Annotated in this window: 25 protein-coding genes and 1 pseudogene; 6 read left to right on the top strand and 20 right to left on the bottom strand. The window is 63.7% G+C overall.

The annotated features are described in order from the left end of the window. Positions 1-11 precede the first annotated feature (11 nt). Positions 12-856 (top strand): annotated as a pseudogene (locus tag V1293_RS30875) (carbohydrate ABC transporter permease). A gap of 4 nt (positions 857-860) precedes the next feature. On the opposite strand, the gene V1293_RS30870 reads toward V1293_RS30875, so the two are convergent. The 6 genes from V1293_RS30870 to V1293_RS30845 form a co-directional block, all read right to left on the bottom strand. Continuing rightward, the gene (locus V1293_RS30870; protein WP_334514885.1) at positions 861-1,691 is read right to left on the bottom strand and encodes a TonB family protein; all 831 of its coding nucleotides are present in this window, start codon (positions 1,689-1,691) and stop codon (positions 861-863) included. A 4-nt stretch (positions 1,692-1,695) separates the two neighbouring features. Continuing rightward, complete coding sequence (gene exbD / locus V1293_RS30865) at positions 1,696-2,139, bottom strand: TonB system transport protein ExbD (RefSeq protein ID WP_334514883.1); 444 nt, start codon at positions 2,137-2,139, stop codon at positions 1,696-1,698. A gap of 17 nt (positions 2,140-2,156) precedes the next feature. After that, the gene (exbB, locus tag V1293_RS30860) at positions 2,157-2,960 is read right to left on the bottom strand and encodes a tonB-system energizer ExbB (protein ID WP_334516993.1); all 804 of its coding nucleotides are present in this window, start codon (positions 2,958-2,960) and stop codon (positions 2,157-2,159) included. A 43-nt stretch (positions 2,961-3,003) separates the two neighbouring features. Beyond that, the gene (hutX, locus tag V1293_RS30855) at positions 3,004-3,519 is read right to left on the bottom strand and encodes a heme utilization cystosolic carrier protein HutX (protein WP_334514881.1); all 516 of its coding nucleotides are present in this window, start codon (positions 3,517-3,519) and stop codon (positions 3,004-3,006) included. A 13-nt stretch (positions 3,520-3,532) separates the two neighbouring features. Next, positions 3,533-3,868 carry an antibiotic biosynthesis monooxygenase family protein gene (locus V1293_RS30850; RefSeq protein ID WP_065753368.1) on the bottom strand — a complete coding sequence of 112 codons (336 nt, stop codon included), beginning with the start codon at positions 3,866-3,868 and terminating at the stop codon, positions 3,533-3,535. A gap of 128 nt (positions 3,869-3,996) precedes the next feature. Beyond that, complete coding sequence (locus V1293_RS30845) at positions 3,997-6,297, bottom strand: TonB-dependent hemoglobin/transferrin/lactoferrin family receptor (protein ID WP_442894307.1); 2,301 nt, start codon at positions 6,295-6,297, stop codon at positions 3,997-3,999. A gap of 323 nt (positions 6,298-6,620) precedes the next feature. Between V1293_RS30845 and V1293_RS30840 the strand changes: the two genes are divergently transcribed. The 4 genes from V1293_RS30840 to V1293_RS30825 are packed head-to-tail and all read left to right on the top strand — an operon-like array spanning position 6,621 to position 9,691. Then, complete coding sequence (locus V1293_RS30840) at positions 6,621-6,827, top strand: hemin uptake protein HemP (protein ID WP_334514872.1); 207 nt, start codon at positions 6,621-6,623, stop codon at positions 6,825-6,827. Between the two features lie 19 nt (positions 6,828-6,846). Beyond that, the gene (locus V1293_RS30835) at positions 6,847-7,800 is read left to right on the top strand and encodes a heme/hemin ABC transporter substrate-binding protein (RefSeq protein WP_334514869.1); all 954 of its coding nucleotides are present in this window, start codon (positions 6,847-6,849) and stop codon (positions 7,798-7,800) included. After that, entirely contained in the window at positions 7,797-8,888 is a 1,092-nt protein-coding gene (locus V1293_RS30830; protein WP_334514868.1) for a FecCD family ABC transporter permease, read from the top strand. The genes V1293_RS30835 and V1293_RS30830 overlap by 4 nt, the downstream gene beginning before the upstream one ends. After that, a complete protein-coding gene (locus V1293_RS30825; protein WP_334514867.1) occupies positions 8,885-9,691 on the top strand; it encodes a heme ABC transporter ATP-binding protein in 807 nt (268 codons plus the stop codon). The genes V1293_RS30830 and V1293_RS30825 overlap by 4 nt, the downstream gene beginning before the upstream one ends. Positions 9,692-9,949: 258 nt before the next feature. On the opposite strand, the gene V1293_RS30820 is transcribed toward V1293_RS30825, so the two are convergent. The 11 genes from V1293_RS30820 to V1293_RS30770 form a co-directional block, all read right to left on the bottom strand. Continuing rightward, positions 9,950-11,635, bottom strand: coding sequence for a mucoidy inhibitor MuiA family protein (locus V1293_RS30820; protein WP_334514866.1), 1,686 nt, complete (start codon positions 11,633-11,635; stop codon positions 9,950-9,952). A 177-nt stretch (positions 11,636-11,812) separates the two neighbouring features. Beyond that, the gene (gene serA, locus V1293_RS30815; protein WP_334514863.1) at positions 11,813-13,402 is read right to left on the bottom strand and encodes a phosphoglycerate dehydrogenase; all 1,590 of its coding nucleotides are present in this window, start codon (positions 13,400-13,402) and stop codon (positions 11,813-11,815) included. 266 nt (positions 13,403-13,668) lie between these two features. Then, complete coding sequence (locus V1293_RS30810) at positions 13,669-14,841, bottom strand: phosphoserine transaminase (RefSeq protein ID WP_334514862.1); 1,173 nt, start codon at positions 14,839-14,841, stop codon at positions 13,669-13,671. 79 nt (positions 14,842-14,920) lie between these two features. Continuing rightward, entirely contained in the window at positions 14,921-15,115 is a 195-nt protein-coding gene (locus V1293_RS30805) for a hypothetical protein (RefSeq protein ID WP_334514861.1), read from the bottom strand. A 258-nt stretch (positions 15,116-15,373) separates the two neighbouring features. Then, positions 15,374-15,844, bottom strand: coding sequence for a GNAT family N-acetyltransferase (locus tag V1293_RS30800; protein WP_334514859.1), 471 nt, complete (start codon positions 15,842-15,844; stop codon positions 15,374-15,376). Between the two features lie 17 nt (positions 15,845-15,861). After that, entirely contained in the window at positions 15,862-16,452 is a 591-nt protein-coding gene (locus V1293_RS30795; protein WP_334514857.1) for a glutathione S-transferase family protein, read from the bottom strand. An 82-nt stretch (positions 16,453-16,534) separates the two neighbouring features. Next, positions 16,535-17,359: an outer membrane protein gene (locus tag V1293_RS30790; protein WP_334514855.1), complete on the bottom strand. Its 825-nt coding sequence runs from the start codon at positions 17,357-17,359 to the stop codon at positions 16,535-16,537. Positions 17,360-17,572: 213 nt separating this feature from the next. Continuing rightward, a complete protein-coding gene (locus V1293_RS30785; RefSeq protein WP_334514854.1) occupies positions 17,573-18,409 on the bottom strand; it encodes an outer membrane protein in 837 nt (278 codons plus the stop codon). A 332-nt stretch (positions 18,410-18,741) separates the two neighbouring features. Beyond that, a complete protein-coding gene (locus V1293_RS30780; protein ID WP_334514852.1) occupies positions 18,742-20,001 on the bottom strand; it encodes an MFS transporter in 1,260 nt (419 codons plus the stop codon). A gap of 149 nt (positions 20,002-20,150) precedes the next feature. Beyond that, positions 20,151-21,497 carry a phosphoglucosamine mutase gene (gene glmM, locus V1293_RS30775; protein WP_334516991.1) on the bottom strand — a complete coding sequence of 449 codons (1,347 nt, stop codon included), beginning with the start codon at positions 21,495-21,497 and terminating at the stop codon, positions 20,151-20,153. A gap of 214 nt (positions 21,498-21,711) precedes the next feature. Beyond that, complete coding sequence (locus V1293_RS30770; protein ID WP_334514850.1) at positions 21,712-21,891, bottom strand: hypothetical protein; 180 nt, start codon at positions 21,889-21,891, stop codon at positions 21,712-21,714. Between the two features lie 108 nt (positions 21,892-21,999). On the opposite strand from V1293_RS30770, the gene V1293_RS30765 reads away from it, so the two are divergent. Further along, on the top strand, positions 22,000-23,136 hold the full coding sequence (locus V1293_RS30765; RefSeq protein WP_334514847.1) for an alpha-hydroxy acid oxidase: 1,137 nt from the start codon (positions 22,000-22,002) through the stop codon (positions 23,134-23,136). A 171-nt stretch (positions 23,137-23,307) separates the two neighbouring features. Here the strand turns inward: V1293_RS30765 and V1293_RS30760 are convergent, their stop codons facing one another. The 3 genes from V1293_RS30760 to V1293_RS30750 form a co-directional block, all read right to left on the bottom strand. Continuing rightward, positions 23,308-23,934: a hypothetical protein gene (locus tag V1293_RS30760; RefSeq protein ID WP_442894306.1), complete on the bottom strand. Its 627-nt coding sequence runs from the start codon at positions 23,932-23,934 to the stop codon at positions 23,308-23,310. 221 nt (positions 23,935-24,155) lie between these two features. Then, positions 24,156-24,782 carry a hypothetical protein gene (locus V1293_RS30755; protein WP_334514846.1) on the bottom strand — a complete coding sequence of 209 codons (627 nt, stop codon included), beginning with the start codon at positions 24,780-24,782 and terminating at the stop codon, positions 24,156-24,158. An 86-nt stretch (positions 24,783-24,868) separates the two neighbouring features. Next, complete coding sequence (locus tag V1293_RS30750; protein ID WP_334514845.1) at positions 24,869-25,702, bottom strand: shikimate dehydrogenase; 834 nt, start codon at positions 25,700-25,702, stop codon at positions 24,869-24,871. Positions 25,703-25,789: the final 87 nt, after the last annotated feature.

Genomic DNA, 25,789 nt, shown 5'->3' with positions numbered 1-25,789 from the left:
CGCCGGACACTATGGCGTGGGATTCGCGGGCGCGGCGGGTGATGATGATCTACCTGCCGCTGTCTTGCTTTGTGCTGATCCTGCTGTTCCCGTTCTACTGGATGGCCATCACCTCGTTCAAGCCGAACGCCGAGCTTCTGAACTACAGGGAGCACAATCCGTTCTGGATCTCCTCGCCGACGCTCGCCCATATCAAGCATTTGCTGTTCAATACCGCCTACCCGACCTGGCTGAGGACCACGATGTTCGTGGCGATCGGCTCCACGTTCCTGTCGCTGTTTGCGAGTACGCTTGCGGCTTACGCGATCGAGCGCCTGCGCTTCCGCGGCAGCCCTTACGTGGGGCTCGGCATCTATCTCGCCTATCTGGTGCCGCCCTCGATCCTGTTCATTCCGCTGGCGACCGTGATCGTGCAGTTCGGCCTGTTCGACTCACCGATGGCGCTGATCCTCTGGTGTATCCGACCTTCCTGGTGCCGTTCTGCACCTGGCTCCTGATCGGCTATTTCAAGTCGATCCCGTATGAGCTGGAGGAATGCGCGCTGGTCGATGGCGCCACACGGCTGCAGATCCTGCGGCGGATCACGCTGCCGCTCGCCGTGCCTGGCCTGATCTCGGCCGGCATCTTCTCCTTCACGCTGTCGTGGAACGAGTTCATCTATGCACTCGCCTTCATCCAGAGCGGCGCCAACAAGACGGTGCCGGTCGCGATCCTGACCGAACTCGTCACCGGCGACGTCTACCAGTGGGGCGCGCTGATGGCGGGCTCACTGCTCGGCTCGCTGCCGGTCGCGCTGTTTTATTCGCTGTTCGTGGATTACTACGTCTCGTCGCTGACCGGCGCGGTGAAGGAATGAGGCGCTACCTTATATAGAACGCCACCGGCGCGCTAAACGGCATCGAGGCCTGCTTTACGTCAGCAGGGAATGCGGGAAACGGCTGGGCGCGGCGCACCATCGCCAGCGTCTCGGCATCCAGCGCCGAATGGCCTGACGAGCCGCCGAGGCCGACGGAAAGCACCCCGCCGCTTCGGCTGAGCGTGAAACTGACCCGCGCGGTGCCCTGCTGGCCCGCGGCCTTGGCGGCGGGCGGGTATTGCTTGAAGCGTTGCAGATGGGAGGCCACCATCTGCCGGTAGGAAGCAAGCGCCGCGGCCGATGCGCCGGCGTTGGCGGCGGACGCGGCCGGCGCCTGGCGCTCGGCCTTGGGCGAGGCCGTCGTTCGCGGCGCAGGCGGCGCGTCGGTCGGTTTTTTCGCGTCGGGGCGAACCACTTTCGGCTTCACCGGCGACGGCTTGGCCTCCGGAGCCGGCTTGGCGGGGTCCGTCGCCGGCTTCATTTCCACCTTCTGCTCCGGCGGGGCTATGACTTCCGGCTTCTCCTGCGGCGGGGTCGGCGCAATCTGCTCCTGCACGGCTTCCGCAGCCGCGGGCTCCGGCGGCGAAGCATCGGCCTGCTGCATGAAGGGTCCTGGCGCAAGATCCATTTGCGTCGGTTGCGGTGCAGAGGAAGCCGGCGCCATGTCCACCATGATCGCCGGCAGGGAAACGCCGGGCACCGGCCGCTGGGTGTACCAGTTCAACGCCAACGCGATCAGCGCCGCATGCGCGGCCGCAATCGCGAACGCAGAGGCGCCCCAGCGCCGGACGCCGGCCTGGTCGGAGATATCATGCAGAGCGAACGCGTTCTTCACGGCGCTAGCTCCGGCCGTCGAGGCCGACCAGCGCGATCTTGAGATAGCCGGCGTTGCGCAACAGGTTCATCACCTCCATCAGGTCGCCATAGCTGACGGCCTTGTCGGCGCGCAGATAGATGCGCTCGTCCTTCTTGCCATGCGTAGCGCCATCAAGCGTGGCGGTCAGCGTGTCGCGCGCGATCACCTCTTCGCCGACCGCGACCGAAAGATCCGGCTTCACCGTGACGAACACCGGCTTGTCCGGGCGCGGCTGTGGCTCGACGGCGCTCGCCGGGAGATCGACGCCGAGGTCGACGGTTGCGAGCGGGGCGGCGACCATGAAGATGATCAGGAGTACCAGCATCACGTCGATGAACGGCGTGACGTTGATCTCGTGAGACTCGACAAGATCGTCGCCGCTACCGCGCGCCCGTCCGCCGATTGCCTGACCGAGCTTCGCTCCCATCGCTCACACTCCGTCGTTTACTCGGCGGCGCGCGCCAGGCGGAACGCGCCGCGGTCGCCTTCGCGGCTGATCAGAAGCAGCACCATCGCCGAGGCGTCGCCGAGCAGCGCGCGGTGGGCCGCAATGGTGCGGGTAAGATGGTTGTAGATCACGACCGCCGGGATCGCCGCCACGAGACCGAGCGCAGTCGCGAGCAACGCCTCGGCAATGCCCGGCGCGACGACGGCGAGATTGGTGGTGTGGGCTTCGGAAATGCCGATGAACGAATTCATGATGCCCCAGACCGTTCCGAACAGGCCGACGAACGGCGCGGTGGCGCCGATGGTGGCGAGCACGCCGGTGCCACGCGCGATCTGCCGCGACATCGCCGCCTCGACCCGCTCCAGCCGCAGCGCCACCCGCTCCTTGAGGCCGTCGTCGAAATGACCGCCGGAGAGAGAGGCCTCGCGCGCGGCGGACTGGATGATCTGCGCCACGGCATCGCTGCCGCCGCGGGTTTCCTGTTCGGCCTTGGCCAGCACCGTATCGGTTTCCAGCAGGCTCAGCCGCCGCCTGGCGGTCGCGGTCTTGCGGCGGACTTCAATGGTCTTGGCAAGCCAGACCGTCCACGTCACCAGCGAGGCGAAGGCTAAGCCCACCATGACCGCCTGCACCACGACGTCCGCATTCACGAACATGTTCCAGGGCGACAGGTTGCGCGGCAGCAGCGCGACGTCGGTGGCGGCGAACGCCGCGCCCGGTAACGCGGCAATGGCAACGACCGCCAAGACAGCTGCCTTCGAACTCAATCGGATCAAGAAGTCGCACACACCTGACTGCATTCCTGGCTGCATGGTCATCTCCCGGACTGACAATGCCGACTGGCTAGGCCGCACCAGCCGACGCGATCCTTTCGGCCAACGCGTGAAAGCGCTGCAACTGGTCGCCGCGCAGCGCGCGCGTCTCGTCGCGGCCGACGAACACCTTGAACATGATGCCCCCGTCGACATTGACGAACGCGATGAAGGCTGACGACTTGCCCATGAAGGGCCGCTCGACGAAAGCGATGGCCGCGCAACGCTCATGGCGGAGGTGGCCGTGCAATCCCTTCGGCTGCATCAGATTGAAATAGCCGCGGCCGATCTCGCCCGCGGGCACGCTGCCGGTGAATTCGAAGATCGCATCATCGGTATGGACGATCAGCGTCACCTCGCCCCATTGCGCGATGTCGGCCATCGCGGCGGCGAATTCGCTGCCGGGACCGAGGCGCACCATCGTTTCCGGCAGCGCCTCGAGCACGGCGCGCGGCGTGACCTTGCGTTCGCGCGCCACGTCCTCGATCACCGCGCCCGGATTTTCCGCCATATGCGCCTTGAGGCCGGCAAGCTCCGTGCTCAACATGGCACCCTCCCCGTTACGCGGCTGCGCTGGATTTGCGCTCGCTCAGGATCACCTCGAAACCTTCGAACTTGGGATGGCCGAGGTAAAGGCTTTCGCCGGTCTTGTTGTCGGCGCGGGCGTGCGCCCGGCGGAACTCGTCCGATTTGGTCCAGGCTTCGAATGCCGCCTTGTCGACCCAGACTGTATGCGAGGAATACAGCGTGTGATCCTCGGCGACGGGTCCCTTGAGCAGATGAAACTCGACGAAGCCGGCCATGCTGCTGAGGTAGGATTCGCGGGTGCGCCAGACGGTCTCGAAGGCCGCTTCAGAGCCAATCTTCACCTGGAACCGGTTCATTGCGATAAACATTTCAAAATCTCCTTGCTGGGTTGCGCCTGGCGTACCGTTTGAGTTGGTTGGAAACATGGATGCACCGCAGCCGCGCTGGAGCATCAGCGCGGCCCGGTGCAACTTGATTGGCTTGTCAGCTCGTCGAACTATGCTCCGCCAAAATGGATCTTCAAGCCGGCCTTGTAGACCCTGCCCGGTCCGGGGCTCGACCACAACACGTCGTTCTGCGTGGTGCCGTCGGTCGAACTGCCGGGGATGGCATAGGGCCGGTAATACTGGTTCAACAGATTGTCGATCGATGCCGAGAAGACGATGTCCTTGGTCGCGTTCCAGGTCAGGTACAGATTGACCAGTTCATACCCGGTCGAGGGCAGATAGCCGGCCGGCACGTCGTTGTTGGCGCCGAACGAGGACCACTGCGCCGCCAGGATCAGCCTGCGGTCGAGCAGCCGCACGCCGCCGGTCGTAGTGATCTTGCGCGGCGTGATGGTCGAAAGCCCGATATTGGTGACGACGTTCTTGCCGCGGATCAGGTGCCCGGCGACGCCGACATACCACAGGCCCGCATCATACATCGTCTCGGCCTCGACACCTTCGATCCGGGCCTGCGCGATGTTCTGGTACTGATAGAACTGGCTGAAAAGTCCCGGGAACGGAACAAGCACCGGCGGGATCGGCGTCGATCCGACGAGATCGATGTAATCTGAAACGTCGTTGCGGAACACGTTGAACTTGCCGCGGAAGCTGTCTTCGGACGTGAAGATATCATTGTACTTCAGGTTGATGCCTGCTTCCTTGTTCTTGCCGACCTCGGGCCGCAGGTTGGGGTTGGGCAGGAAACAGAACAGACCGCTGGTGCCGTTCGGGCAGGGGAACAAAGCACCGCCGCCGCCATCCGCATGGGCGCCCGCAATCAGCGTCTCGGTGATCGAGGGCGCACGATAACCTTCGGCGTAGCTGACATAGGGCGTAAAGCCTGCCACCGGCGTCACGCCGATGGTGATCTTCGGCGAAAACCGATCGCCGCCACCACCCGTGGCCACGGTCGGCGAATGCAGATCGTAGCGGTCGTAGCGGATCGCGCTGACGGCCTCGAACCAGGTGGAATAGTTCTGCTTCAACTGCGCGAATCCGCCGGAAACGGTGCGCAGGCCGCCGGGCGTGGTGATGTTGGAATTGCCCCGGCTATCGCTGGTTCTCACATCGTCCTGAAACGCGTCGACCCCGAGTGTGACCGCGTTGCGCCAGTCGCCGACATTGAACCTCGTCGTATTGTTGACGTCGATGCCGAGCGTATCGAGCACATAGCCCCGCTTGTCGCCGACGCAGCCCGAAATGTTGTTGCCGGCATTGCCGGTGCCGCAATAGGTCGCCCCGCTGGTGCTGTAATGATATGTCTTGGTCTGGTCGTTGTCGGTACGATTGCCGTAGAGCGACATATTCCAGTCCCAGAGATTGTCGTCCGGCTTGCTGTATTTCCAGGTCAGCGTTCCCGTGTAGTTCTTGGCGTCTGACGCATAGACCGACGATCCCTGGTTCAGCGCGCGCAGTGCCCCGCTCGTCGGCCCGCGGTTGAACTGGCCGATGCTGTATTGGTAATCCTGGAAGATACCGCCGAGCTTGATCTCGTGTCCGTCGGCAGGGCGCACCGTGACTTTCATCAAACCGGCCGCGATCTCGTTGCCGGTATTGCCGATCTCGGTGCCGTTGCCGTCCTTGTAATTGCCTTGCGTGCGATAGACCGCGCCGCCGAAAACATCGACATTGGGATCGGCGCGCACGCCGCCGAAGATCGAGCCGAGACCGCGAGCAGTGTTGGTGCCGCCGGAGCCGGTCATGTCGACGCCCCAGCGCTCACCGGGGCGCACGACGTCGTTAATGTCCTTGGTGCGGAACGAGACCACGCCGCCGATGGCGCCGGAGCCGTAGATGTTCGCGGTCGGGCCGCGCACCACGTCGACGCCGCCGACCAGTTCGGGATCGAGGAAGAACGAGCCGTTGGCGTTATGGCCGGTGCGCTGGTAGTTCTGCCGCGCGCCGTCGACGACGACCGCGACACGGCCGAAATCCTGCAGGCCGCGGATGTTGATGACAGTCGCGGGATCGTCGCCGCGCTCCTGAAACGACACGCCGGGCACGTTGTAGAAAATATCGGACAGCCGGTTCGGCTGCAGGCCCTGGATCTGCTCCAGCGTCACCACGCTGACCGGCGCCAGCGCATCGATCGCGCGCTCCTCGGTTTTCGAGGCAGCCACCGTGATCGTATCGAGCGATTGCACCGGCGCGGCTCCGATCTGCGCCCGCGCATTCATCGCCGGCGCCGTTGCCTGCGTATCCTGCCGCGGCTTGGCTTGCTGGCGCTTGGCCTGCTTCTGTTTCTTCTGTTCGGCAGAGCGCGTGACCGCCTCCGCTTCGAGCGCCTGCGTGAACGCTGCGCCTGACGACATCAATGCGAACGAAAATGCCGACGCGCCTAAAACCAAGGCGCGCGAATGCCTAGCCCCGAAAGCCATACTGCCCCAACCTGTTATTTGTGTCTTGGGTTTGGCTGGCGGGCGCCGCTGGTGATGAGCGGCTGCTTGCTGGCTAACAATTTTCGCGACCGGGCACCCCCGCTCGTATCGCGTTCATCTTGGTTACGCCGCGTTGCGGAACCGGTCAATAATGACACGGCGCACTTTATATCGATTGTAAAGTGCAGCAGTTGGATTGCGCGTCGATCAAATTATACAAGCAGCTGGTCGGGAACATCGGGGACACAACAGCAATTATGGCGGCACCTTCAGGAGATAATGTCGGAGGCGCCGGAAAACACGCCGAAAATCCGCCGTCTGCGACGCGCCTTCTCACCATGAACGGCAGCCGAATCGACAGCCGCGAACTGTTCGCGACCGAGCGCGAGATCATCATCGCGCATGGCGAGGACAACTATCGTCTGCGGCTGACGTCGCAGAACAAGCTGATCCTGACCAAGTGACCCACCAGGTGAACCGGCAATGACATTTTGTCGCACGCTCGCATTGTCGGCCGCCGCAGGCTGTTTCCTGCTCGGTGGCGTTGCGCTCGCCGCGGGCATTACGGTGCATGATGCCCGTAACCGCGACGTCACGATCGCAGACCCCGCGCGGATCGTCTCGATCGGCGGCGCGATTACCGAAATCCTCTACGCGCTGGGTTTTGAGGACAGGCTGACCGGCGTGGACTCCACCAGCTTCTATCCGCCCGCGGCGCTGCGCGACAAGCCGAACGTCGGCTACATGCGCCAGCTTTCGGCCGAGGGTGTTCTCGGGCTCAATCCCTCGCTGGTGCTGGCGGTGCAGGGATCCGGACCAAAGGAAACCATGGACGTGCTGGAGGCAGCCAAGGTGCCGCTGGTGCTGGTGCCGGAAACGTTTTCCGAGCAGGGGCTGATCGACAAAATCAAGCTGGTCGGTCACGCCATGGGCGCGGACAAGCGTGCGGAATGCCTGACGGCGGCGGTCGCCGGCGATCTGGCCCAACTGCGCGAGCTGCGCTCCAAGGTGACCAAGCCGGTCCGCGTGATGTTCGTGATGTCGCTGCTGAACGGCCGGGCGATGGCCGCCGGCCACAAGACGGCTGCGAACGAGATCATCGCACTCGCCGGCGGCGTCAACGCCATCGACGGCTATGACGGCTACAAGATCATCAATGACGAGGCGATCGTCGCGGCCAAACCCGACGTGGTGCTCTCGATCCAGCGCGGCAAAGACTCGGTGGACGCGGAAGCCGTGTACGTTCATCCCGCCTTCGCGCTAACCCCGGTCGCGGCCAACAAGACCTTTATCTCCATGGAAGGCCTCTATCTGCTCGGCTTCGGTCCGCGCACGGCGGCGGCGGCGCGCGATCTCTCGGTCAAGCTCTATCCGGCGCTCGCACCGCAGGCGGAGAAGTTCAAGCCAGCGGCACTCACCGCCGATTGCCGGCAATGACCGCTCTCACTGATGCAGGCGCGAAGCGCCGCAGCGGCTATGCGTTGCGTCCGCCCGCCTCCCTGACCCTCATTTGTCTCTTCGCCGCGCTTGCCGGTGCGGCGCTGGTCGCGCTCACGATGGGCGCCGCCGGAATTCCGCTGGCGCGGCTGCCTGCCGCACTCGGCCTGTGGGCGGACGCTTCAGCCAGTCCAACGCTCGCGCGCGACCAGCTGGTGCTGTGGTCGATCCGGATTCCGCGGATCGCCGCCGCAGCGATGGTTGGCGCCCTGCTCGCCGCATCGGGGGCGATCATGCAGGGGCTGTTTCGCAACCCGCTCGCCGACCCCGCGCTGGTCGGCGTTTCCTCCGGCGGCGCATTTGCAGCCGCCGCGGCGATCGTCATTACCGACAGCCAGATCGGCCAAAGCCTTCATTTCATGCAAAACCAGTTGCTGCCGATTGCGGCCTTCGCGGGCTCACTGGTGACGACGATCATCCTTTATTCGATCGCGAGCCGTTCGGGTCGCACCTCGATCGCGATTTTCCTGCTGGCCGGCATTGCGATTGCCGCCATCGCCAATGCAGGCGTCGGGCTTCTGGTGTTCATCGCCGACGATCGCCAGTTGCGCGACATCACGTTCTGGATGCTGGGCTCGCTGAGCGGCGCAACCTGGCCCAAGCTCGCCACGCTGGCGCCGGTGCTGGCGCTCGCCTTGACCGCCTGCGTCTCGATCGCGCGCGGGCTCGATGTGCTTGTACTGGGTGAGGCCGAGGCGTTTCACAGCGGCGTCGATGTCGAGCGGCTGAAGCGGATTTCGATCGTGCTGGTGTCGGCGATGACGGGGGTTGCGGTTTCGGTCTGCGGCGTGGTCGGCTTTGTCGGCATCGTGGTGCCGCATCTGCTGCGGCTGGTGATCGGACCGGCGCACCGGCTGCTGCTGCCGGCCTCGATGCTGTTGGGCGCCGTGCTGATGGTGGGCGCGGATACACTGGCCCGCACCATCGTGGCGCCCGCGGAAATGCCGATCGGCATCCTGACGGCGGCGATCGGCGCACCGTTCTTCCTGGGCATGCTGCTGCGCCAGCGCGGGCTGGTTTCGCTATGACCGCCATCCTCGAGGCACAGGCGGTCTCGATGATGGTCGGCGGCGCCACGCTGGTCGACGGCATCGATCTGCGCATCAAGGCCGGCGAGATGGTCGCGATCGTCGGCCCCAACGGCGCCGGCAAATCGACGCTGCTGCGGATGCTGTCCGGCGATCTCCGCCCGACGCGCGGGCAGATCAAACTGAAGCAGCGCTACATCCACCTCTATGCGCCGCGCGTTCTCGCCCATCACCGCGCGATGCTGTCGCAGCATGTCAACGTCACCTTCCCGTTCACGGTCGAGGAAATCGTCCATATGGGCGCGGGCGATACCGGCCGCGCCGCCGCGCAGCGGCTGGTTGATGCCGCGCTCGGCGAAGTCGATCTGGCGCATTTCAGTCACCGGCAATTGCCGACGCTATCCGGCGGCGAGCAGCAACGCGCGCATTTCGCCCGCGTGCTGGTGCAGCTCGCCTGCGGCGAACAACAGCACGGCCCCGGCCTGCTGCTGCTGGACGAGCCGACCTCCAGCCTCGACATGCGCCACCAGATCGACCTGGTGGAAACAGCAAAGCGGCGTGCACAGAACGGCACGGCTGTGATCGCCGTGCTGCACGATCTCAATCTGGCAATGCGCTTCGCCGACCGGATCGTGCTGCTGCATCGCGGCAAGCTCGCCGTCGACGGCGGCCGCGCTGACGCGATCACGACGGAGACCATCCGTCGCATCTTCGAGGTCGACGTCAGGATCGACTACACCGATCAGGGCGTACCGTTCCTGCTGCCGCAAACCATGCGGCCCACCGGCGCGCCGACGGCATAACGCCGCAACCCTTATCCAACGGCGTTACAGATTCGCCACGGAACCGTCAGCCAATTGTAACCGCCGCTACTGGAGTTACGTGTTCGAGCAGAACGGCAACGCCATCGGCGACTTCAACATGATCGACGCCACATCCGCGTCATCGCCGCTGATTGAGTCCGCCGAGACAGCCCCTCACCCCGCCCTGTCCCGTGAAGAACGGGGAGAGGGAGAGTCGATCCGCGACAGCAGGCCGTGCATATAAATAGAGGGCGGCACTCACCCCGCCGGCGCCATCACGACGCCTTTGTCCTTGGGCCAGCGTATCCGCCAGGCGAAGTTGATTTCCCTGACCTGGCCGGGCTTGGCCTCAAAAGCCCATTCCAGCACGCCGCGCCTGTCGCGGATGTTGCTGGCGGTCGGAGCCGTCGTCGACGGCAACATCTCGACCACGATATCCTCGTTCTCGCTGATCGGTAGCTGATCCTCGATCGCGATCCGAAGCGGGAAATCATGGCCGTTGCGCACGGCGGTCTTGAACGCGCGCTCGTCGGTCTTCGACGTCGTCACGATCAGGCCGGCCGATCCCTCGTTGCGCTTGAGGACGGTGCGTTCGATCTTGATCTTGTCGTCGGCGCCGAAGCCGAGCCGCACGGTTTCGTCCCTGCTCGCCGCGGCCATCTGCCCGCGGCCGACGAAGACGCCGTCGCGGTAGATCGCGACCCGGCCGGGCAGCAATGGCGCGTCCTCGGTCTGCTTGAAGCTCGCTTCGAGGAATGCGGTCGGATCCAGCACCGGCGCCGCGCGTACGGTGAGATCGGGTGCGATGGTGGCGGTGGAAACACGCAGGCTCTTGGCGCCTTCGCTGGCGCCGAGGCTGACGCGGCCGGGAATCCTGAACACCACCTGGAAGCCGCTGACATCGGCCGCGGCCTGCTGCTCGGCCGCCTTCTCCATCACGGGCTCTTCGCTTTTCCCCCCGCTAGCGCGGATCTGCCTCGACCTTTCCGGGGCTGGCGCAGCCGAGGGCATTGCATAATCCAATGTGGAGCCCACGGCCATCGGGCGCGGCACTTGCGGATATTGAACGACGAGCGATTTCAGATCGGGTGCGCTGCCGCCGCGCGCGGTACGCACCGTCGAGACGCTGAGCGCGACGTTGGACCAGTCCTCGCCAGTGTTTTGGGTGATTTCGGCGCGGCGCACCAGTTCGAGCGCGGGCTTGCGGTCCTTGCCGCCGGTGTCGAGACGGGCGTCGTAGAGCGGCGTCCAGCGCGCGTTGCGCACCGCATAGGTGACACGCAACGTCGCTTTCGTCGCGGCGGCTGCCGCGAGTTCGATCCTGACTTCCAGTCTGCTCGGCGGCTTTTGCGCCCGGTCCTGTTCGAGACGCGCGATTTCGCGATCGAGCTCGCGCTGCTTACGCTCGGCATCGCGAATGGCGGCATCGGCGTTGGCGATCTCCTCGCCGACCGCGGCAAAGGCCGCGCGCCACTCCGCGATCGGCCGCGCCTCACCCTTGTCGCCGATTCCGGCCGGAGACGTATCCGCAAATCGCTCCGCGAATTTGCGCCGCGCGGTCGCCGCATCGATCGCACCCTGCAAGTTGACCCGCTCGTCCTTCAGCGCCTCGATGCGCTTGTCGAGTTCGGGCAGGTTGACCGGCGGCGCCGCGCGCGGCGGTTTTGCGTCGATCGCGCCGATGGTGAGTTTTGCGCCCGCCTCGCCCTCGACCCTCAGGGATGACGGATCCAGCGTGAGCGGAAAATCCTTGAGAACAGCGAAATTCTCGCCCGCCGGCAGATCGAGCGAGATGATCCGCGTGACGCTTGCGCTATCGGGATAGACGGTAACGGCGTCGACCGCCGAACTGGCGGCGACGTCGGCCGCCCGCACCTCACCCGCAGCCAACGCCGTGAGCAAGACGAGGCTCGTCGTCGAAAAAACGTTCGCAATCAATCGCATGGATACCCTCCTGAACCGTTCGCCGAATGGCGACGCGCAACAACGCCCACCACTCCCGGTCATGAGACGCAGCGAGAGAGGAACCGGTTCGATTGAGGTTTCCATGCGGCTTCGCCGCGGCGGGGCCGCGGCAAAGAGTGGGTAATCCCTCCCTGACGGGAATAGGACGGCGTGCAGCTAGAACACCAGCGCCTTGGCCTGCTTCACCTGCGGCAGAGCCTGCACCTTGGCGAGCACGTCAGCGGGCACCGGCCCGTCGATCTCGACCAGCGCGATGGCGTCGCCGCCCTGCTTGGTGCGGCCGAGATGGAAGGTGGCGATGTTGATCTGGGCCGCGCCGAGCAGGCCGGCGAAGCTGCCGATGAAGCCGGGCTTGTCCTCGTTGGTGACATAGATCATCGACTTGCCGAACTCGGCATCGACCCGGATGCCCTTGATGTCGACCAGCCGCGGCTTGCCGTCGTGATAGACCGTGCCGGACACCGAGCGTTCCTGCCGCTCGGTCACGACGGTAACCGTGATCAGGCTTTCGTAGTCGCTCTGCGCTGCGCGCACGATCTCGTCGACCACCATGCCGCGCTCTTTGGCGACGACGGGCGCGGAGACCACATTGACCTCGCCGAGCATCGGCCGCAGCAGGCCCGACAGCACCGCCGAAGTGATCGCCTTGATCTTCATCTCGGCGACGTGGCCCTCATAGGTGATCTGGACTTTCAAAATCCCGCTCTCGGTGAGCTGGCCCGCGAACGAGCCGAGCTTTTCGGCGAGCTCGATGAACGGCTTCAGCTTTGGCGCTTCCTCCGCCGTGATCGAGGGGAAGTTCACCGCGTTCGAGATCGCGCCGGTCAGGAGATAGTCGGACATCTGCTCGGCGACCTGCAGCGCCACGTTCTCCTGCGCTTCCGTGGTGGAGGCGCCGAGATGAGGGGTGCAGATCACGTTGGGATGGCCGAACAGCACGTTCTTGGTGGCGGGCTCCTCGACGAACACGTCGAAGGCGGCGCCCGCGACATGCTTGGAATTGAGCGCGTCGAGCAGCGCCTGCTCGTCGACCAGGCCGCCGCGCGCGCAGTTGATGATGCGCACGCCCTTCTTCGTCTTGGCGAGCGCGGCCGCGTCGATGATGTTCCTCGTCTTCTCGGTGAGCGGCGTGTGCAGCGTGATGAAATCGGCGCGCTTGAGCAGTTCGTCGAGTTCGACCTTCTCGACGCCGATATCCTTGGCGCGCTCCGGCGACAGGAACGGATCGAACGCGACCACCTTCATTTTCAGGCCGAGCGCGCGGTCGGCGGCGATCGAGCCGATATTGCCGCAGCCGACCACGCCCAGCGTCTTGCCGGTGATCTCGACGCCCATGAAGCGGTTCTTCTCCCACTTGCCGGCCTGCGTCGAGGCGTCGGCCTGCGGAATTTCGCGCGCCAGCGCCAGCATCAGCGTAATCGCGTGCTCGGCAGTCGTGATCGAATTGCCGAACGGCGTGTTCATCACGATGATGCCCTTGGCGGTGGCCGCCGGTATTTCGACGTTGTCGACGCCGATGCCGGCGCGGCCGATCACCTTCAGCTTCTTTGCTTTCTCGATGATCTTCGCGGTCGCTTTCGTCGCGGAGCGGATCGCAAGGCCGTCGTAATTGCCGATGATCTCGGCGAGCTTGTCCTTGTCCTTGCCGAGGTTGGGCTGGAAGTCGACCTCGACGCCGCGGTCTTTGAAGATTTGCACGGCGGCCGGAGAGAGCGCGTCGGAAATGAGAACTTTGGGTTTTGTCATTGGTGTGATCCTTGGCCTTCTCTACGGAAGGCCGGCCTTGAAGGCCGAAATGGTGAAAGTCTCGGAACGATTTCTTCTCCCTCTCCCCGTTCTTACGGGGAGAGGGTCGGCGTGAGGGGCAGCCACAGGCGAGGTGCGCGCGGAGAGAGCCCCTCACCCGGCGCGATGCGATAGCCGAAGCTTGGCTTCGGCGTTCTTCTCAAAGGACGGCCGCCGAAGGCCGGCCTATGCTCTCCCCGTAAGAATGGGGAGAGGCAAAAAGAAAGCTAAGCCGCCTTCGGCAGCGCGGCCCTGGTCTCGGCGAACGCCCAGTCGATCCACTGCGTCAGCAGCGCGACATCGGAGGCTTCCACGGTGGCGCCGCACCAGATCCGCAAGCCTGCCGGCGCATCGCGGTAATACGCAAAATCGTAACCGGCGCCTTCCTTCTCAACCAGCGCGACCAGCTTTTTCGAGAACTCCGCCTGCGCGTCCGCGTTGAGCGAAGTGATCGCGGGATCTGTGAACTTCAGGCACACCGAGGTGTTGGAACGGATCGCGGAATCCTTTGCCAGGAAATCGATCCACGGCGTCTTCGCCTTCCAGTCCGACAGCACCTTGGTGTTGGCGTCGGCGCGCGCGATCAGGGCTTTCAGGCCGCCGATCGATTTCGCCCAGTTCAGCGCATCGAGATAGTCCTCGACGCACAGCATCGACGGCGTGTTGATGGTCTCGCCCTCGAAGATGCCCTGGTTGAGCTTGCCGCCCTTGGTCAGGCGGAAAATTTTCGGCAGCGGCCAGGCCGGCTTGTAGGTCTCAAGCCGCTCCACCGCACGCGGCGAGAGGATCAGCATGCCATGCGCGGCTTCGCCGCCCAGCGCCTTCTGCCAGGAGAATGTCACCACATCGAGTTTTGCAAAATCGAGTGCTTGCGCGAAAGCGGCCGACGTGGCGTCGCAGATCGTAAGGCCTTCGCGGGTCGCGCTGATCCAGTCGGCGTTCGGCACACGCACGCCCGAGGTGGTGCCGTTCCAGGTGAAGACGATGTCGGAAGCGGGATCGGCCTTGGAGAGGTCGGGAAGATCGCCATAGCCGGCATGCAGCTTGGTGACGTCCTTCAGCTTCAATTCCTTGACGATGTCGCTGACCCAGCCCTCGCCGAAAGATTCCCAGGCGATCGTGGTGACGGGCCGCGCGCCGAGCAGCGACCACAGCGCCATTTCGACCGCGCCGGTATCGGACGCCGGCACGATGCCGATCTTGTAGTCGGCCGGCACTTCAAGCACTTCACGCGTCAGTTCGATCGCGAGCTTGAGCTTGGCCTTGCCAATCTTCGCGCGATGCGAACGGCCGAGGGCAGCATCCTTGAGATTTTGGGGATTCCAGCCGGGGCGCTTGGCGCAGGGGCCGGAGGAAAAATGCGGCACGTTCGGCCGCGAAGCGGGCTTCGCTACGGTCATAATCTATCCTTCCAGATAGTAAGCCTCCCGTTGGGGGGAGGTGTCCCGCGGCGGTCATTAAGGGAATCGCGCCCGATCGTCAAGAAACTTCGGGCGCTTCACGCCCGATTGATGGCTCTTCGCCCTCGGAAGACGCCGGCTCCTGCTGCAGAAGTTCGGCGGCATCGGTGACCAGCTTGGCCGCCTGCCGTCGGCTCGAGACCTTCAAAATGCTGGTCTTTCCGGCCTGCACGACATATTCGCTTCCGATCCGGACAATCGAATATTTTCTCATCGGAAATCCCCAAGCTGCCCAAAGCCCCATGGGAGACGCTGGCATAGCGGAGACGTTCCGGTCCGTAAAATCACGGACGCACGCGTAGTTTATCGGTTGTTAACCGGATCGCACAATGACGGCTACCTCAGGCATTCGTCGCAAATACGCTTCAACCGCAGTTGGCTGACCTTTGTTCTGACGCGTTTTCTTTACGCAAACCGGATTCCATCCCGGATCAGGTCCAAGGGCATGCTTTGCTCGAAAACGCGATGGCGATCAAAATCGCAAGGTCATGCCGACATGGCTGCGCGCAAAGCCGAGCCGCTCGTAAAACCGCTGCGCATCGACACGGGTGTGATGAGTCAGCAGTTCGACCAATCTGCATCCCCGCGCGCGTGCTTCCACAACCGCCCACTGCACCATCTGCTCGCCGATGCCGCGGCTGCGGCAATGGCTGGCGACGCGGACATCCTCGATCAGGCCGCGCGAGGCGCCCTGCGAGCTCAGTCCCGGCAGGATGCAGAGCTGCAGGCAGCCGACTACGGCGCCCTCGCCGTCCTCGGCGACGACGAGGAGAATATTCGGATCGCGTGCGAGCTGCTCGAACGCCGCGAAATAGGATTGCGGCAGCGGGCTTTCGATCCGCTCACGGGCGCCGCCGAGCGGATCGTCCGCCAGCATGGCGACGATGGTGCCGACGTCCTCGCGGCGCGCGGGGCGGATGGTGACCTCTGAGATGGCAGACATGACGATTTCCAGTGAAGTCAGCGCGCCGGCGGCAGGCCGAGGAATTTTTCAGTCGCGCCGATCCAGCGGCGCACCGCGGCGTAGCCGTCGAGGTGAAAGCCGCCTTCATGCGCTACGCGGGTATAGGCCAGCAGCGATATGTCGGCCAGCGTGACGGCGTCGCCGGCCAAAAACGGCGTGATGGCAAGCTGGTGCTCCATCCGCGCCAGCGCCGCATAGCCGCGCTTGACCTTCTCGGGATCGAGGTCGGAGGCCGGCTTCTTCAGATAGAACATCTGGAAGCGGCATACGGCGATGTACGGCTCATGGCTGTACTGTTCCCAGAACAGCCATTCGTCCATCTTGGCCTGCGTGTAAGCATCCTGCGGGATGAGATGGGAGCCGCGGGCGAGATAGCGGATGATGGCGTTGGATTGCGCCAGCGTGCGTCCGTCGTCGAGTTCGATCGTCGGCACCTGGCCGGCGCCATTGAGCTTGAGAAACTCCGGGGTGCGCGTCTCACCCTTGAGGGTGTCGACCGCTATCCAGGTGTAGGGCAGCGCGAGATGATCGCACACCCACTTCACCTTCAGGCAATTGCCGGAATTGGTATCGCCGTAGACCTTCATGCGCCGCCCTCGTTACGGCGGCACTGCAACAGGCGGCGGCAGATCTGTCAACGGCGACGGGATCGATGCGACGGCAGCGGGATCAGAATTTGTAGCCGAGGCCGGCGCGTACGGTATTGATGTTGGTGTCAATCTGGGATGTGAAGCGGATATACTCCCACTCCGCACGCATGAAGAGACCGCCGACCAGATTGACGTCGACGCCAAGGCCCGCCGTGTAACCGTAGATCAGGTGATTATGAACGGCATCCGTGGCGTTCAATGTTGCCAGTGACGTGAAAGGCCCGTTTATCGTGAGGCTGACAGCATCACGGACGGTGACCGAACGTGCGATGTCGGCTTTGCCGAGCGCGAATCCGCCGTACATGTAGGGCAGAAAGCAGCCCCACGCGTAAGCGGCGCGCGCACGGAAGGTCGCCATGTCCGAAATCGAAATTGATGCCGATGAATCGACGGCAACGTCGTGGAAGAAGCCGTCGGACAACGCCGAGCCGCTGACGAGTTCCTTGGTCGCGCGAGACGCTCCCCCGAACGAGCCGTGCATGTAACTTACTTCGAGGCCGATGACGACGTCGTCCCATTGCGAATTATATCCAGCGAAGGCGCCGAACGCCGACGAGCGCGCCGATCGCCCTCCGAGGCCGAGATTCCATTGCGAAACCTGCATCTGCTCGATGACGTTATGGTCCAGCAGGGCGGCAAGCATGGTCGCATTCGAGCCGGAGAACTTTGCGTCGGATGAACCATAACCGCCCTGACCACCGACATAGAAACCTTGCCAGTTCACCGTGCTGGTGCTCAGCCCTTCGGTGAAGCTGCCTCGGAGAAACGGCAAGTCCGGCATATCGGCCGCCGAGGCGACGCTCGCCGCTCCGCACATCACAGCCACCAGCAACAATCGACGCATCGCAACGCTCCATCAGACACTCTGAAACTTGCGTCGATCATCGCCTGTTAACCTTAACCAATCGTTCTCGCGGCATCCAATTGGCGAGATCTTGTCGGAAAGCCGGCAAACATTTTTCGTCAGCCGCTGCATCCGCATCGGCATGCGCCAAAAGCAAAACGGCGCGGGAAACTCCCGCGCCGTTCGGCAACCGTTAACGAATAGAAGTCGTGATTAACCTTTGCGGATCAGCGGCGGCGGCGCGTAAACCTGCGGGCTGGTCAGATCCCAGCGCACGCCGAGCTTCAGGTCATGCGAAGTGATGTGCTTGAAGGTCATCGGGTTGTTGAAGGCGTTGACGCCATCGAAGGTGCGGAGGTCGCCCGTCAGACCATCGCCCATATCGAGATAGCGATAGGCGAGTTCGACGGTGAAGTTCGGCGTGACCTTGTAGGCGAGGCCGGCATGGGCCGCCCAGGCAAAATTCCATTTCGACACGTTGTCGCCGAAGGCGAGACCCGGCAATGCGGGACCAACGCCGCCATTCAGCGCGATGCCCTGATCGGTGAAGCCGTTGATCGCAACCCGCGCGCCGCCGACGCCGGCGCCGATGAACGGGGTGATGCACCACCAGGTGCCGAGATCGACATAGGCGTTGGCGAGAACGACCCACTCGTTCTTGGTGGCGTGGTAGGTATCGGTGCCGACGCCGCCCACATAGGTGATGCGGTCGGTGCCGAAGAAATTTGAGTTGCCGCGATATTCACCGGTGATGTCGGCGCGGAACCAGTTGTTGACCTTGTAACCGACGCCGAGGCCGAAGATGCCCGCGCTGCTGAAGTTCAGGGTCTGAACTGACGAAGTGTTGTTGCGGTCGAGCAGATTGTTGAGACGATCGACGCGCTGGTTGCTGAAGCCGATGTCGCCGCGCAGATACCAGCCGCCAAAATCCTCGACCACCGGAGCCGGCGCATATGCCGGAGGAGGCGCAATCGCCATGTCGGCAGCAAACGCCGCCTGGGACAATAATGTGGCCGCACCGGCGGCAATGAAAGACTTAACGCTACGCATGGGCTTCGTCCTTTGTCCGGTGAGGCTGCCTGCAAAGAGCCCCACTTCAAAAACTCACGGACGGACGATGGCATTAAATGCTTAAGCGGCGCTTAACCCTAATTTTTAAGGTTGACAATCTCTGACTTTCTTTCGCAGCGCTGCTTGCAACGCGAGGCATGATGCATTTGCAACAAGGGAAAAACGCCGAAACCGCCATACATCCTAACGATGTGTTGAGCGAAATCCGCTCGCCGCAGCGCCGTTAAGACTTTGTTGATGCGGCCGACGCGCCCTCGCCTCACGAGAGCCAGCAGGCCGCGCTCAGCGCGTGTGCCTCAAATATGCGTGCTTCAACGTACGTGCTTCGGCATCTTCGGCAGGAACACCGCGAGCAGGCCGAGCGCGGGCAGGAACGCGCAGAGGTGATAGACAAAGGCAATCCCGGTGTGATCGGCGAGCTTGCCGAGCACGGCGGCGCCAAGTCCGCCGATGCCGAAGGCGACGCCGAAGAACACCCCGGAGATCATCCCGAAGCGATGCGGCATCAGCTCCTGTGCGAACACGATGATCGACGACGTCGCCGACGAGAGGATGAGGCCGATGAAAACTGTCAGCACGGCGCTTGCGGCAAGGCCGGCATAGGGCAGCGCCAGCGTGAACGGCAGTGCCCCAAGGATGGAGAACCAGATGATGTATTTGCGGCCGAAGCGATCGCCGAGCGGCCCGCCGAAGAACGCACCCGCAGCGTTGGCGGCAAGGAAGATGAAGAGATAGAGCTGGGCGGCCTGCGTCGAGACCTGAAACTTGTCGATCAGATAGAAGATGTAATAGCTCGACAGGCTCGACACGTAGAGCTGTTTCGAGAACAGCAGCGCGACCAGCACCGCGAGCGCAATTTTCACGCGCCGCGAATCCGGCAGGTCCGGATGACGTTCCACCACGGCCGATTTCTTCGTCACGATCTGCGGCTTGTACCAGACGCCGATCCGCCACAGGATCACGATCGCCAGAAACGCGATCGATGAAAACCAGGCGATCGAGGGCTGGCCGAACGGCACCACGATCAGCGCCGCCAGCACCGGCCCCATCGACGTGCCAAAACTGCCGCCGAGCTGAAACACCGATTGCGCAAAGCCATAACGCCCGCCCGAGGCGAGACGCGCGATCCGCGCCGACTCCGGATGGAACACCGCCGAGCCGAGGCCGACCAGGGCGGCTGCGATCAGGATGATGGGATAGAGATGCGCGACGCTGAGCAGCAGCAATCCGAAAAACGTAAAACCCATGCCGATCGCAAGCGAGAACGGCTGCGCCTTCTTGTCGGTGAAATGCCCGACCAAAGGCTGCAGCAGCGACGCAGTGAACTGGAACGCCAGCGTGATCATGCCGATCTGCCCGTAGTCCAGCGCGTAAGCATCCTTCAGGATCGGATAGACCGAGGCAATCAACGATTGCATGGTGTCGTTGAGGAAATGCGAGAAGCTGATGCCGGTCAGCACGACATAGGCCGGCCCGGCCGCGACTGCCTTGGCGGCGAGGCCTGGCGTTGCGTCCAGCACGACCGCCGGCGCGGTCGCCGTTTCCTCCGAGACGATGACGGGCTTGTTCAAGGGCGCATTCCCGAAAAGAATCGCGAGACAGGCAATGTCTCGTGTGTTCTACGGCCGGGCCATCGTCGCGACCAGCATCAATAGCTTATGGCTGCGATGCGTTGCCGCACCACCGATCAGCGATCCTGCGCCGTCAAAATAAAACGCGCTTATGCCGCCGCGGCGTGACCGAGCGCGGTGACAATCTGATCGACGACGTCCTCGACCAGGATGCGGTCGTCGCCCTCGCCCATCACGCGGATCACGGGCTCGGTACCGGACGAGCGGACCAGGAGCCGGCCGTGGCCGTTGAGGCGATTCTCGCCGTCCAGGATCGCCGATTTCACCTCGGCGTGGTCGAGCGGCTTGCCTGAGCGATAACGCACGTTCTTCAGGATCTGCGGCAGCGGATCGAAACGGTGGCAGACTTCCGACACCGGACGGCGAAGTTTTTGCACCACGGCCAGCACCTGCAGCGCGGCGACGAAGCCGTCGCCTGTGGTGGCGTAGTCGGAGAGAATGATATGGCCCGAAGGTTCGCCGCCGAGATTGTAGCCCTGCGTCAGCATCTGCTCGAGCACGTAGCGATCGCCGACCGGCGTGCGCACCATCCCGAGGCCCTGGCTTTCGAGGAAGCGCTCGAGCCCGAGATTCGACATCACGGTGGCGACGATGCCGGGCTTGGCGAGACGGCCATCTTCCTTCCAGCTTTGCGCGATCACCGCGAGCAACTGGTCGCCGTCGACCACATGCCCGCGCTCGTCGACCAGGATGACGCGATCGGCGTCGCCGTCGAGCGCGATGCCGATGTCGGCGCGCATCTCGCGCACCTTTTTCGCCAGCGCTTCCGGCGAGGTCGAACCGCATTCCTTGTTGATGTTGAAGCCATCAGGCTCGACGCCGATCGCAATGACGTCGGCGCCCAGTTCCCACAGTGCTTCCGGCACCACCTTGTAGGCCGCGCCATGCGCGCAATCGACCACCACGCGCAGGCCGTCGAGCGAGAGCTCGCGCGGCAGCGTGCGCTTGGCGAATTCGATGTAACGGTCATGGACGCCGTCGATGCGGCGGGCGCGCCCGAGGCTGGCGCTCTGCGCAAGGCGACGGTCGATCGGCTCATCGAGCAACTGCTCGATCTGCTTTTCGACATCGTCGGACAGTTTGAAGCCCTGCGGGCCGAACAGCTTGATGCCGTTGTCCTCGAACAGGTTGTGGGAAGCTGAAATCATCACGCCGAGATCGGCGCGCATCGACTTGGTCAGCATCGCGACCGCCGGCGTCGGCATCGGGCCGAGCAGCAGCACATCCATGCCGACCGAGGTGAAGCCGGCCACCATGGCGTACTCGATCATGTAGCCGGAGAGCCGGGTGTCCTTGCCGATCACGACGCGGTGGCGATGGTCGCCGCGCTGGAACACCAGACCAGCCGCCTGCCCCACCTTGAGCGCGAGCTCCGGCGTGATCAACCCGTTGGCGCGGCCCCGAATTCCATCGGTACCGAAATATTTGCGGCTCATGTGACCCCCAGCCATTCCGGGTCTTCTTCAAGGCCATGCAAGGCCACGAATCCCCGAATGCCTCCATGGTAGCGTGCTGGGTTATAATCCCTCGCCCGCTAAAATGGCTTCAAAAAATATGATGAATCATTACGACCATTACCGGTCATAACGCAATATAACTATTTGTTATATTTCAGTATTCACGCCAGACCGCCCATCGGGCCCTGCCGGCTCAATCGCCCCGCTTGACGTGCCGATCGCCCTTTGTCGGGGCTGGCTGGGTGACATTGACGGGGTCGGACGCTGGAAAGGTCTCTTCCAGCCCCTCCGCCAGGGCATCGTCGAGCCGGCGCTTTTCCTCGCGATCGGCCGAGCCGGTTTTGGCGGGGGCAACGGTGCGCGGTCCGGTCATGGGATGTCCTCCCGGGAATGGCACCGCCCAAGAGATGCGATTTGGCTCGCCATCCAACCATGCTAGATGACAACGCAGCGAAGAAGTTCAAGAAGGGCCGGGACGTCCATGAAGCACATCACCTGCATTGAGGATCTGCGCCAGCTGCACAAGCGCCGGGTTCCCAAGGCGTTTTTCGACTACGCCGACCGCGGCTCCTACACCGAGGACACGCTGCGCGCCAATACCGAGGATTTGCAGCAGATCAAGTTCCGCCAGCGCGTCCTGGTCGACGTCTCCAAGCGCGATCTCTCCACCACGATCCTGGGCGAGCCGGCCACAATGCCGCTGATCCTGGCGCCGGTCGGCCTGCTCGGCATGCAGCATGGCGACGGCGAGATTTACGCCTGCCGCGCTGCCCAGGCCGCCGGCATTCCCTTCACCCAGAGCACGATGTCGATCTGCTCGATCGAGGATATCGCCGCCAGCGTCGACAAGCCTTTCTGGTTCCAGCTCTACGTGATGAAGGACCGCGGCTTCATCAAGTCGCTGATCGAGCGCGCGATCGCTGCGAAGTGCAGCGCACTGGTGTTGACGGTCGATTTGCAGGTGATCGGGCAGCGCCACCAGGACATCAAGAACGGCATGTCGGTGCCGCCGGAATGGTCGCTGTCGAAACTGCTCGACTTCGCCAGCAAGCCGTCATGGGTTGCCGGCGTGCTGCGCGGCAAGCGCCGCAGCTTCGGCAACATCGTCGGCCACGTCAAAGGCACCGAGGACCTCACCAAGCTGTCGGAATGGACCGCATCGCAGTTCGACACTTCGCTGAACTGGAAGGACATCGACTGGATCCGCTCGATCTGGCCGGGCAAGCTGATCCTGAAAGGCATTCTGGACGTCGAGGACGCCGAGCTCGCTGCTAAAACCGGCGCACAGGCGCTGGTGGTTTCCAACCATGGCGGCCGTCAGCTCGACGGCGCACCGTCGTCGATCGAGGTGCTGCCTGAAATCGTCGACGCGGTCGGCTCGAAGATGGAGATCATGTTCGACGGCGGCATCCGCACCGGCATGGACGTGGTACGCGCGCTCGCGCTCGGCGCCAAATCCTGCATGATCGGCCGCGCCTATGCCTATGGGCTGGGGGCCGGCGGACAGGCCGGCGTCGCCAAGGCGCTCGACATCCTCGCCAAGGAAATGCTCACGACGATGGGATTGTGCGGCGTCAACACGATCGCCGAGATCGACGACAACGTGCTGGCGGTGTGAGGGCGCCTATTAGGCACAAATCCCACAACGGGTCGTCCCCGCGAACGCGGGGATCCATACGCCGCGGCCCTTCGGTTAGGCGATGTAGTAGACGCCTTCCATCTGCAATAAACAACTGTGGTTATGGGTCCCCGCGTTCGCGGGGACGACCGTTGAGAGATTTGCGGACGATCACATCGGCGGTGTAATCCCGTCGCGGCCGACATTGACGCGGTTGGCTTCTAGCGTGCCGTCGTCCTTCTTCACCGCGCCGAAGATGATGATCTTCGCGCCCGGCTTCAGCTCGGACTTGTCGCCGGCGACGAAGGTGACGATCGGCGTCCCGTCCGGCACCACGACTTTCTTTTCGCCGTCCTTGTATTTGACCAGAATGTTCTGACCGTCGGTGCCCTTCACCGTCTGCGCGACGGTGGCGTTGGTCATGGTCGAGTTCGGACGCTGATCCCAGGGCCTGAAACCTTCGGCCGCACCGCGCTGGTTCTCCGGGAAGATATGCACCGCGACCGCCTTCTGGGTGCCGTCCGGCTCCGGCATCGCGGTGACGCCGATATAGGAGCCTTCCTTGATCTCCGAGAGTTCGGTCTTGGCCACGCCGAACACCGCGACATTGTCGGTGACGCGCACCCTCATGTCGGTGCCCTCGCGTGACTTGATCGACAGCATGGGCAGGTCTACGGCCTCGATGGTGCCGCGAATGCGGACCGTCGGCGGCTGCTGCACCCACGCCGCCGATCCAAGCAGGGTGACAAAGGTCAGCGACGCCGCGAGCATCCGCGGCCATGAAGAAGATTTTGGCATCGTATCCCTCCCGAGGTGTATTTGGCGCCCAACTCAACGCAAACACCGCACGGGAGGTGCTATTCCGCTCTTACGCTCGTTACCCGGTTCGTCATTCCGGGATGGTCCGAAGGACCAGACCTCAGATGCGCAATTGCGCATCGGGGAATCTCGAGATTCCACAATGTGCAATTGCACATTGGGGTTCGATGCTTTGCATCGCCCCGGAATGACGCTTCGCGTCACATCGGCGGGGTCAGCCCGTCGCGGCCGACGCTGACCCGGCTGGTCTCGAGCGAGCCGTCCGGCAGCTTCTTCATGAAGGCGATCACCTTGGCGCCCGGTTTGAGGTCGGACTTGTCGGCGGGAACGTAGGTCACGACCGGCGTCTCCGGGGAGACCACGACTTTCTTCTCGCCGCCCCGGTATTTGATCATCAGGGTGTGACCGTCATTGCCGACCACCGAATCCGCCACCGTAGCGTTGGTCATGGTGGAGTTGGGACGCAGATCATAGGGCCGCGAGCCCTCGCCGGTGCCGCGCATGGCTTCCGGAAACACATGCACCTCGACCGCATTCTGGCCGCCGTCCGGCCCCGGCACCGTGGTGGTGCCGATGAAGGAACCGACCTTGATATCGGACAGCGCGATTTTGCTGATCCCGACGATGTTGATGTCGCCGGTCATATGCAGCTTGACATCCTCGCCGCCACGCGACTTGACGGCCAGCACGTCGCCATCGACGGCCTCGATGGTGCCGCGAACGCGCGCCGGCGTAGGCGGCTGCTGGGCGATGGCGTAAAGCGTGGAGCCCGCAACCATCGCAACGGCGGCAAGCAAGCGAACGAACTGAAAGCGACTGACGGACATGCTGGAGTCTCCGGTGGCGGTCCTGACGTAGCCATTGACCCCGGCGTTTCAAAAAAATTCCGGCTCAAGTCTTCGCGATCGGCCGATCATGTATTTGTGAGATCGGCTTCGACCAGCGCGCGAAGTTCCGCCGTCACCTCGGGGCGCCGGCCGAACCACAATTCGAAGCCGCGCACCGCCTGGTGCAGCAGCATGCCGAGCCCGTCGGCGGTCTTCAGGCCCCGCGCGCGTGCGGCGGCAAGCAACGGCGTATCGAGCGGCACGTATACGAGATCAGCGACGACGGCGCTTGACGGCAACCGCCCGACATCGATTTCGAGCGGCGGCTGGCCCTTCATGCCGAGCGAGGTCGTATTCACCAGCAGCCCGGCGCGCGGCAGCAGATCGCCGAGCGCGTCCCATGCCACGGGCAACACGCTCGCGCCGAACTGATCCGCCAACGATCGGGCGCGCTCGATGGTGCGATTGGCGAGATGCACCCGCTTAACGCCACGATCGAGCAGGCCGAAAACCACCGCGCGCGACGAGCCGCCGGCGCCGAGCACCAGCGCTTCATCGCATGTGTCCCATCCATCAGCGCAGGCATCGAGATTGTTGATAAAGCCCTCAACGTCGGTATTGGTCGAGCACAACTCGCCATCGGCGAACCACAGCGTATTGGCCGCGCCGACCGCGCGCGCCCGCTCATCCGGCTTCGACAGCGCAAGCGCCCGCTCCTTGTGCGGAATGGTGACATTGGCGCCGACAAAGCCTCGCAGCGACAGCCGAAACAAGAAATCCTTGAACTCGTCGGGCGGCACCGCCTCAATGACATAGCCGCCCTCGATGCCGAGCGTCCGCAGCCAGTAATGATGGATCAGCGGCGAGCGCGAATGCGCGGCCGGCCATCCGATCAGGCAGGCGGCGGGGGGGTTAGGCACGATCGGTCTCGGTGGAGCAGACAGGCATGGTTTCCTTCCAAAATTCTTGGAAGGCGATCCATTTCGTGTACCGCCAGCCGTGTCAAG

This window comes from Bradyrhizobium sp. AZCC 1693 (genome assembly GCF_036924745.1).
Taxonomy (GTDB): domain Bacteria; phylum Pseudomonadota; class Alphaproteobacteria; order Rhizobiales; family Xanthobacteraceae; genus Bradyrhizobium.
Note: the sequence above shows the minus strand (reverse complement) of the source record. Positions and strands in the feature narration are given on the sequence as shown.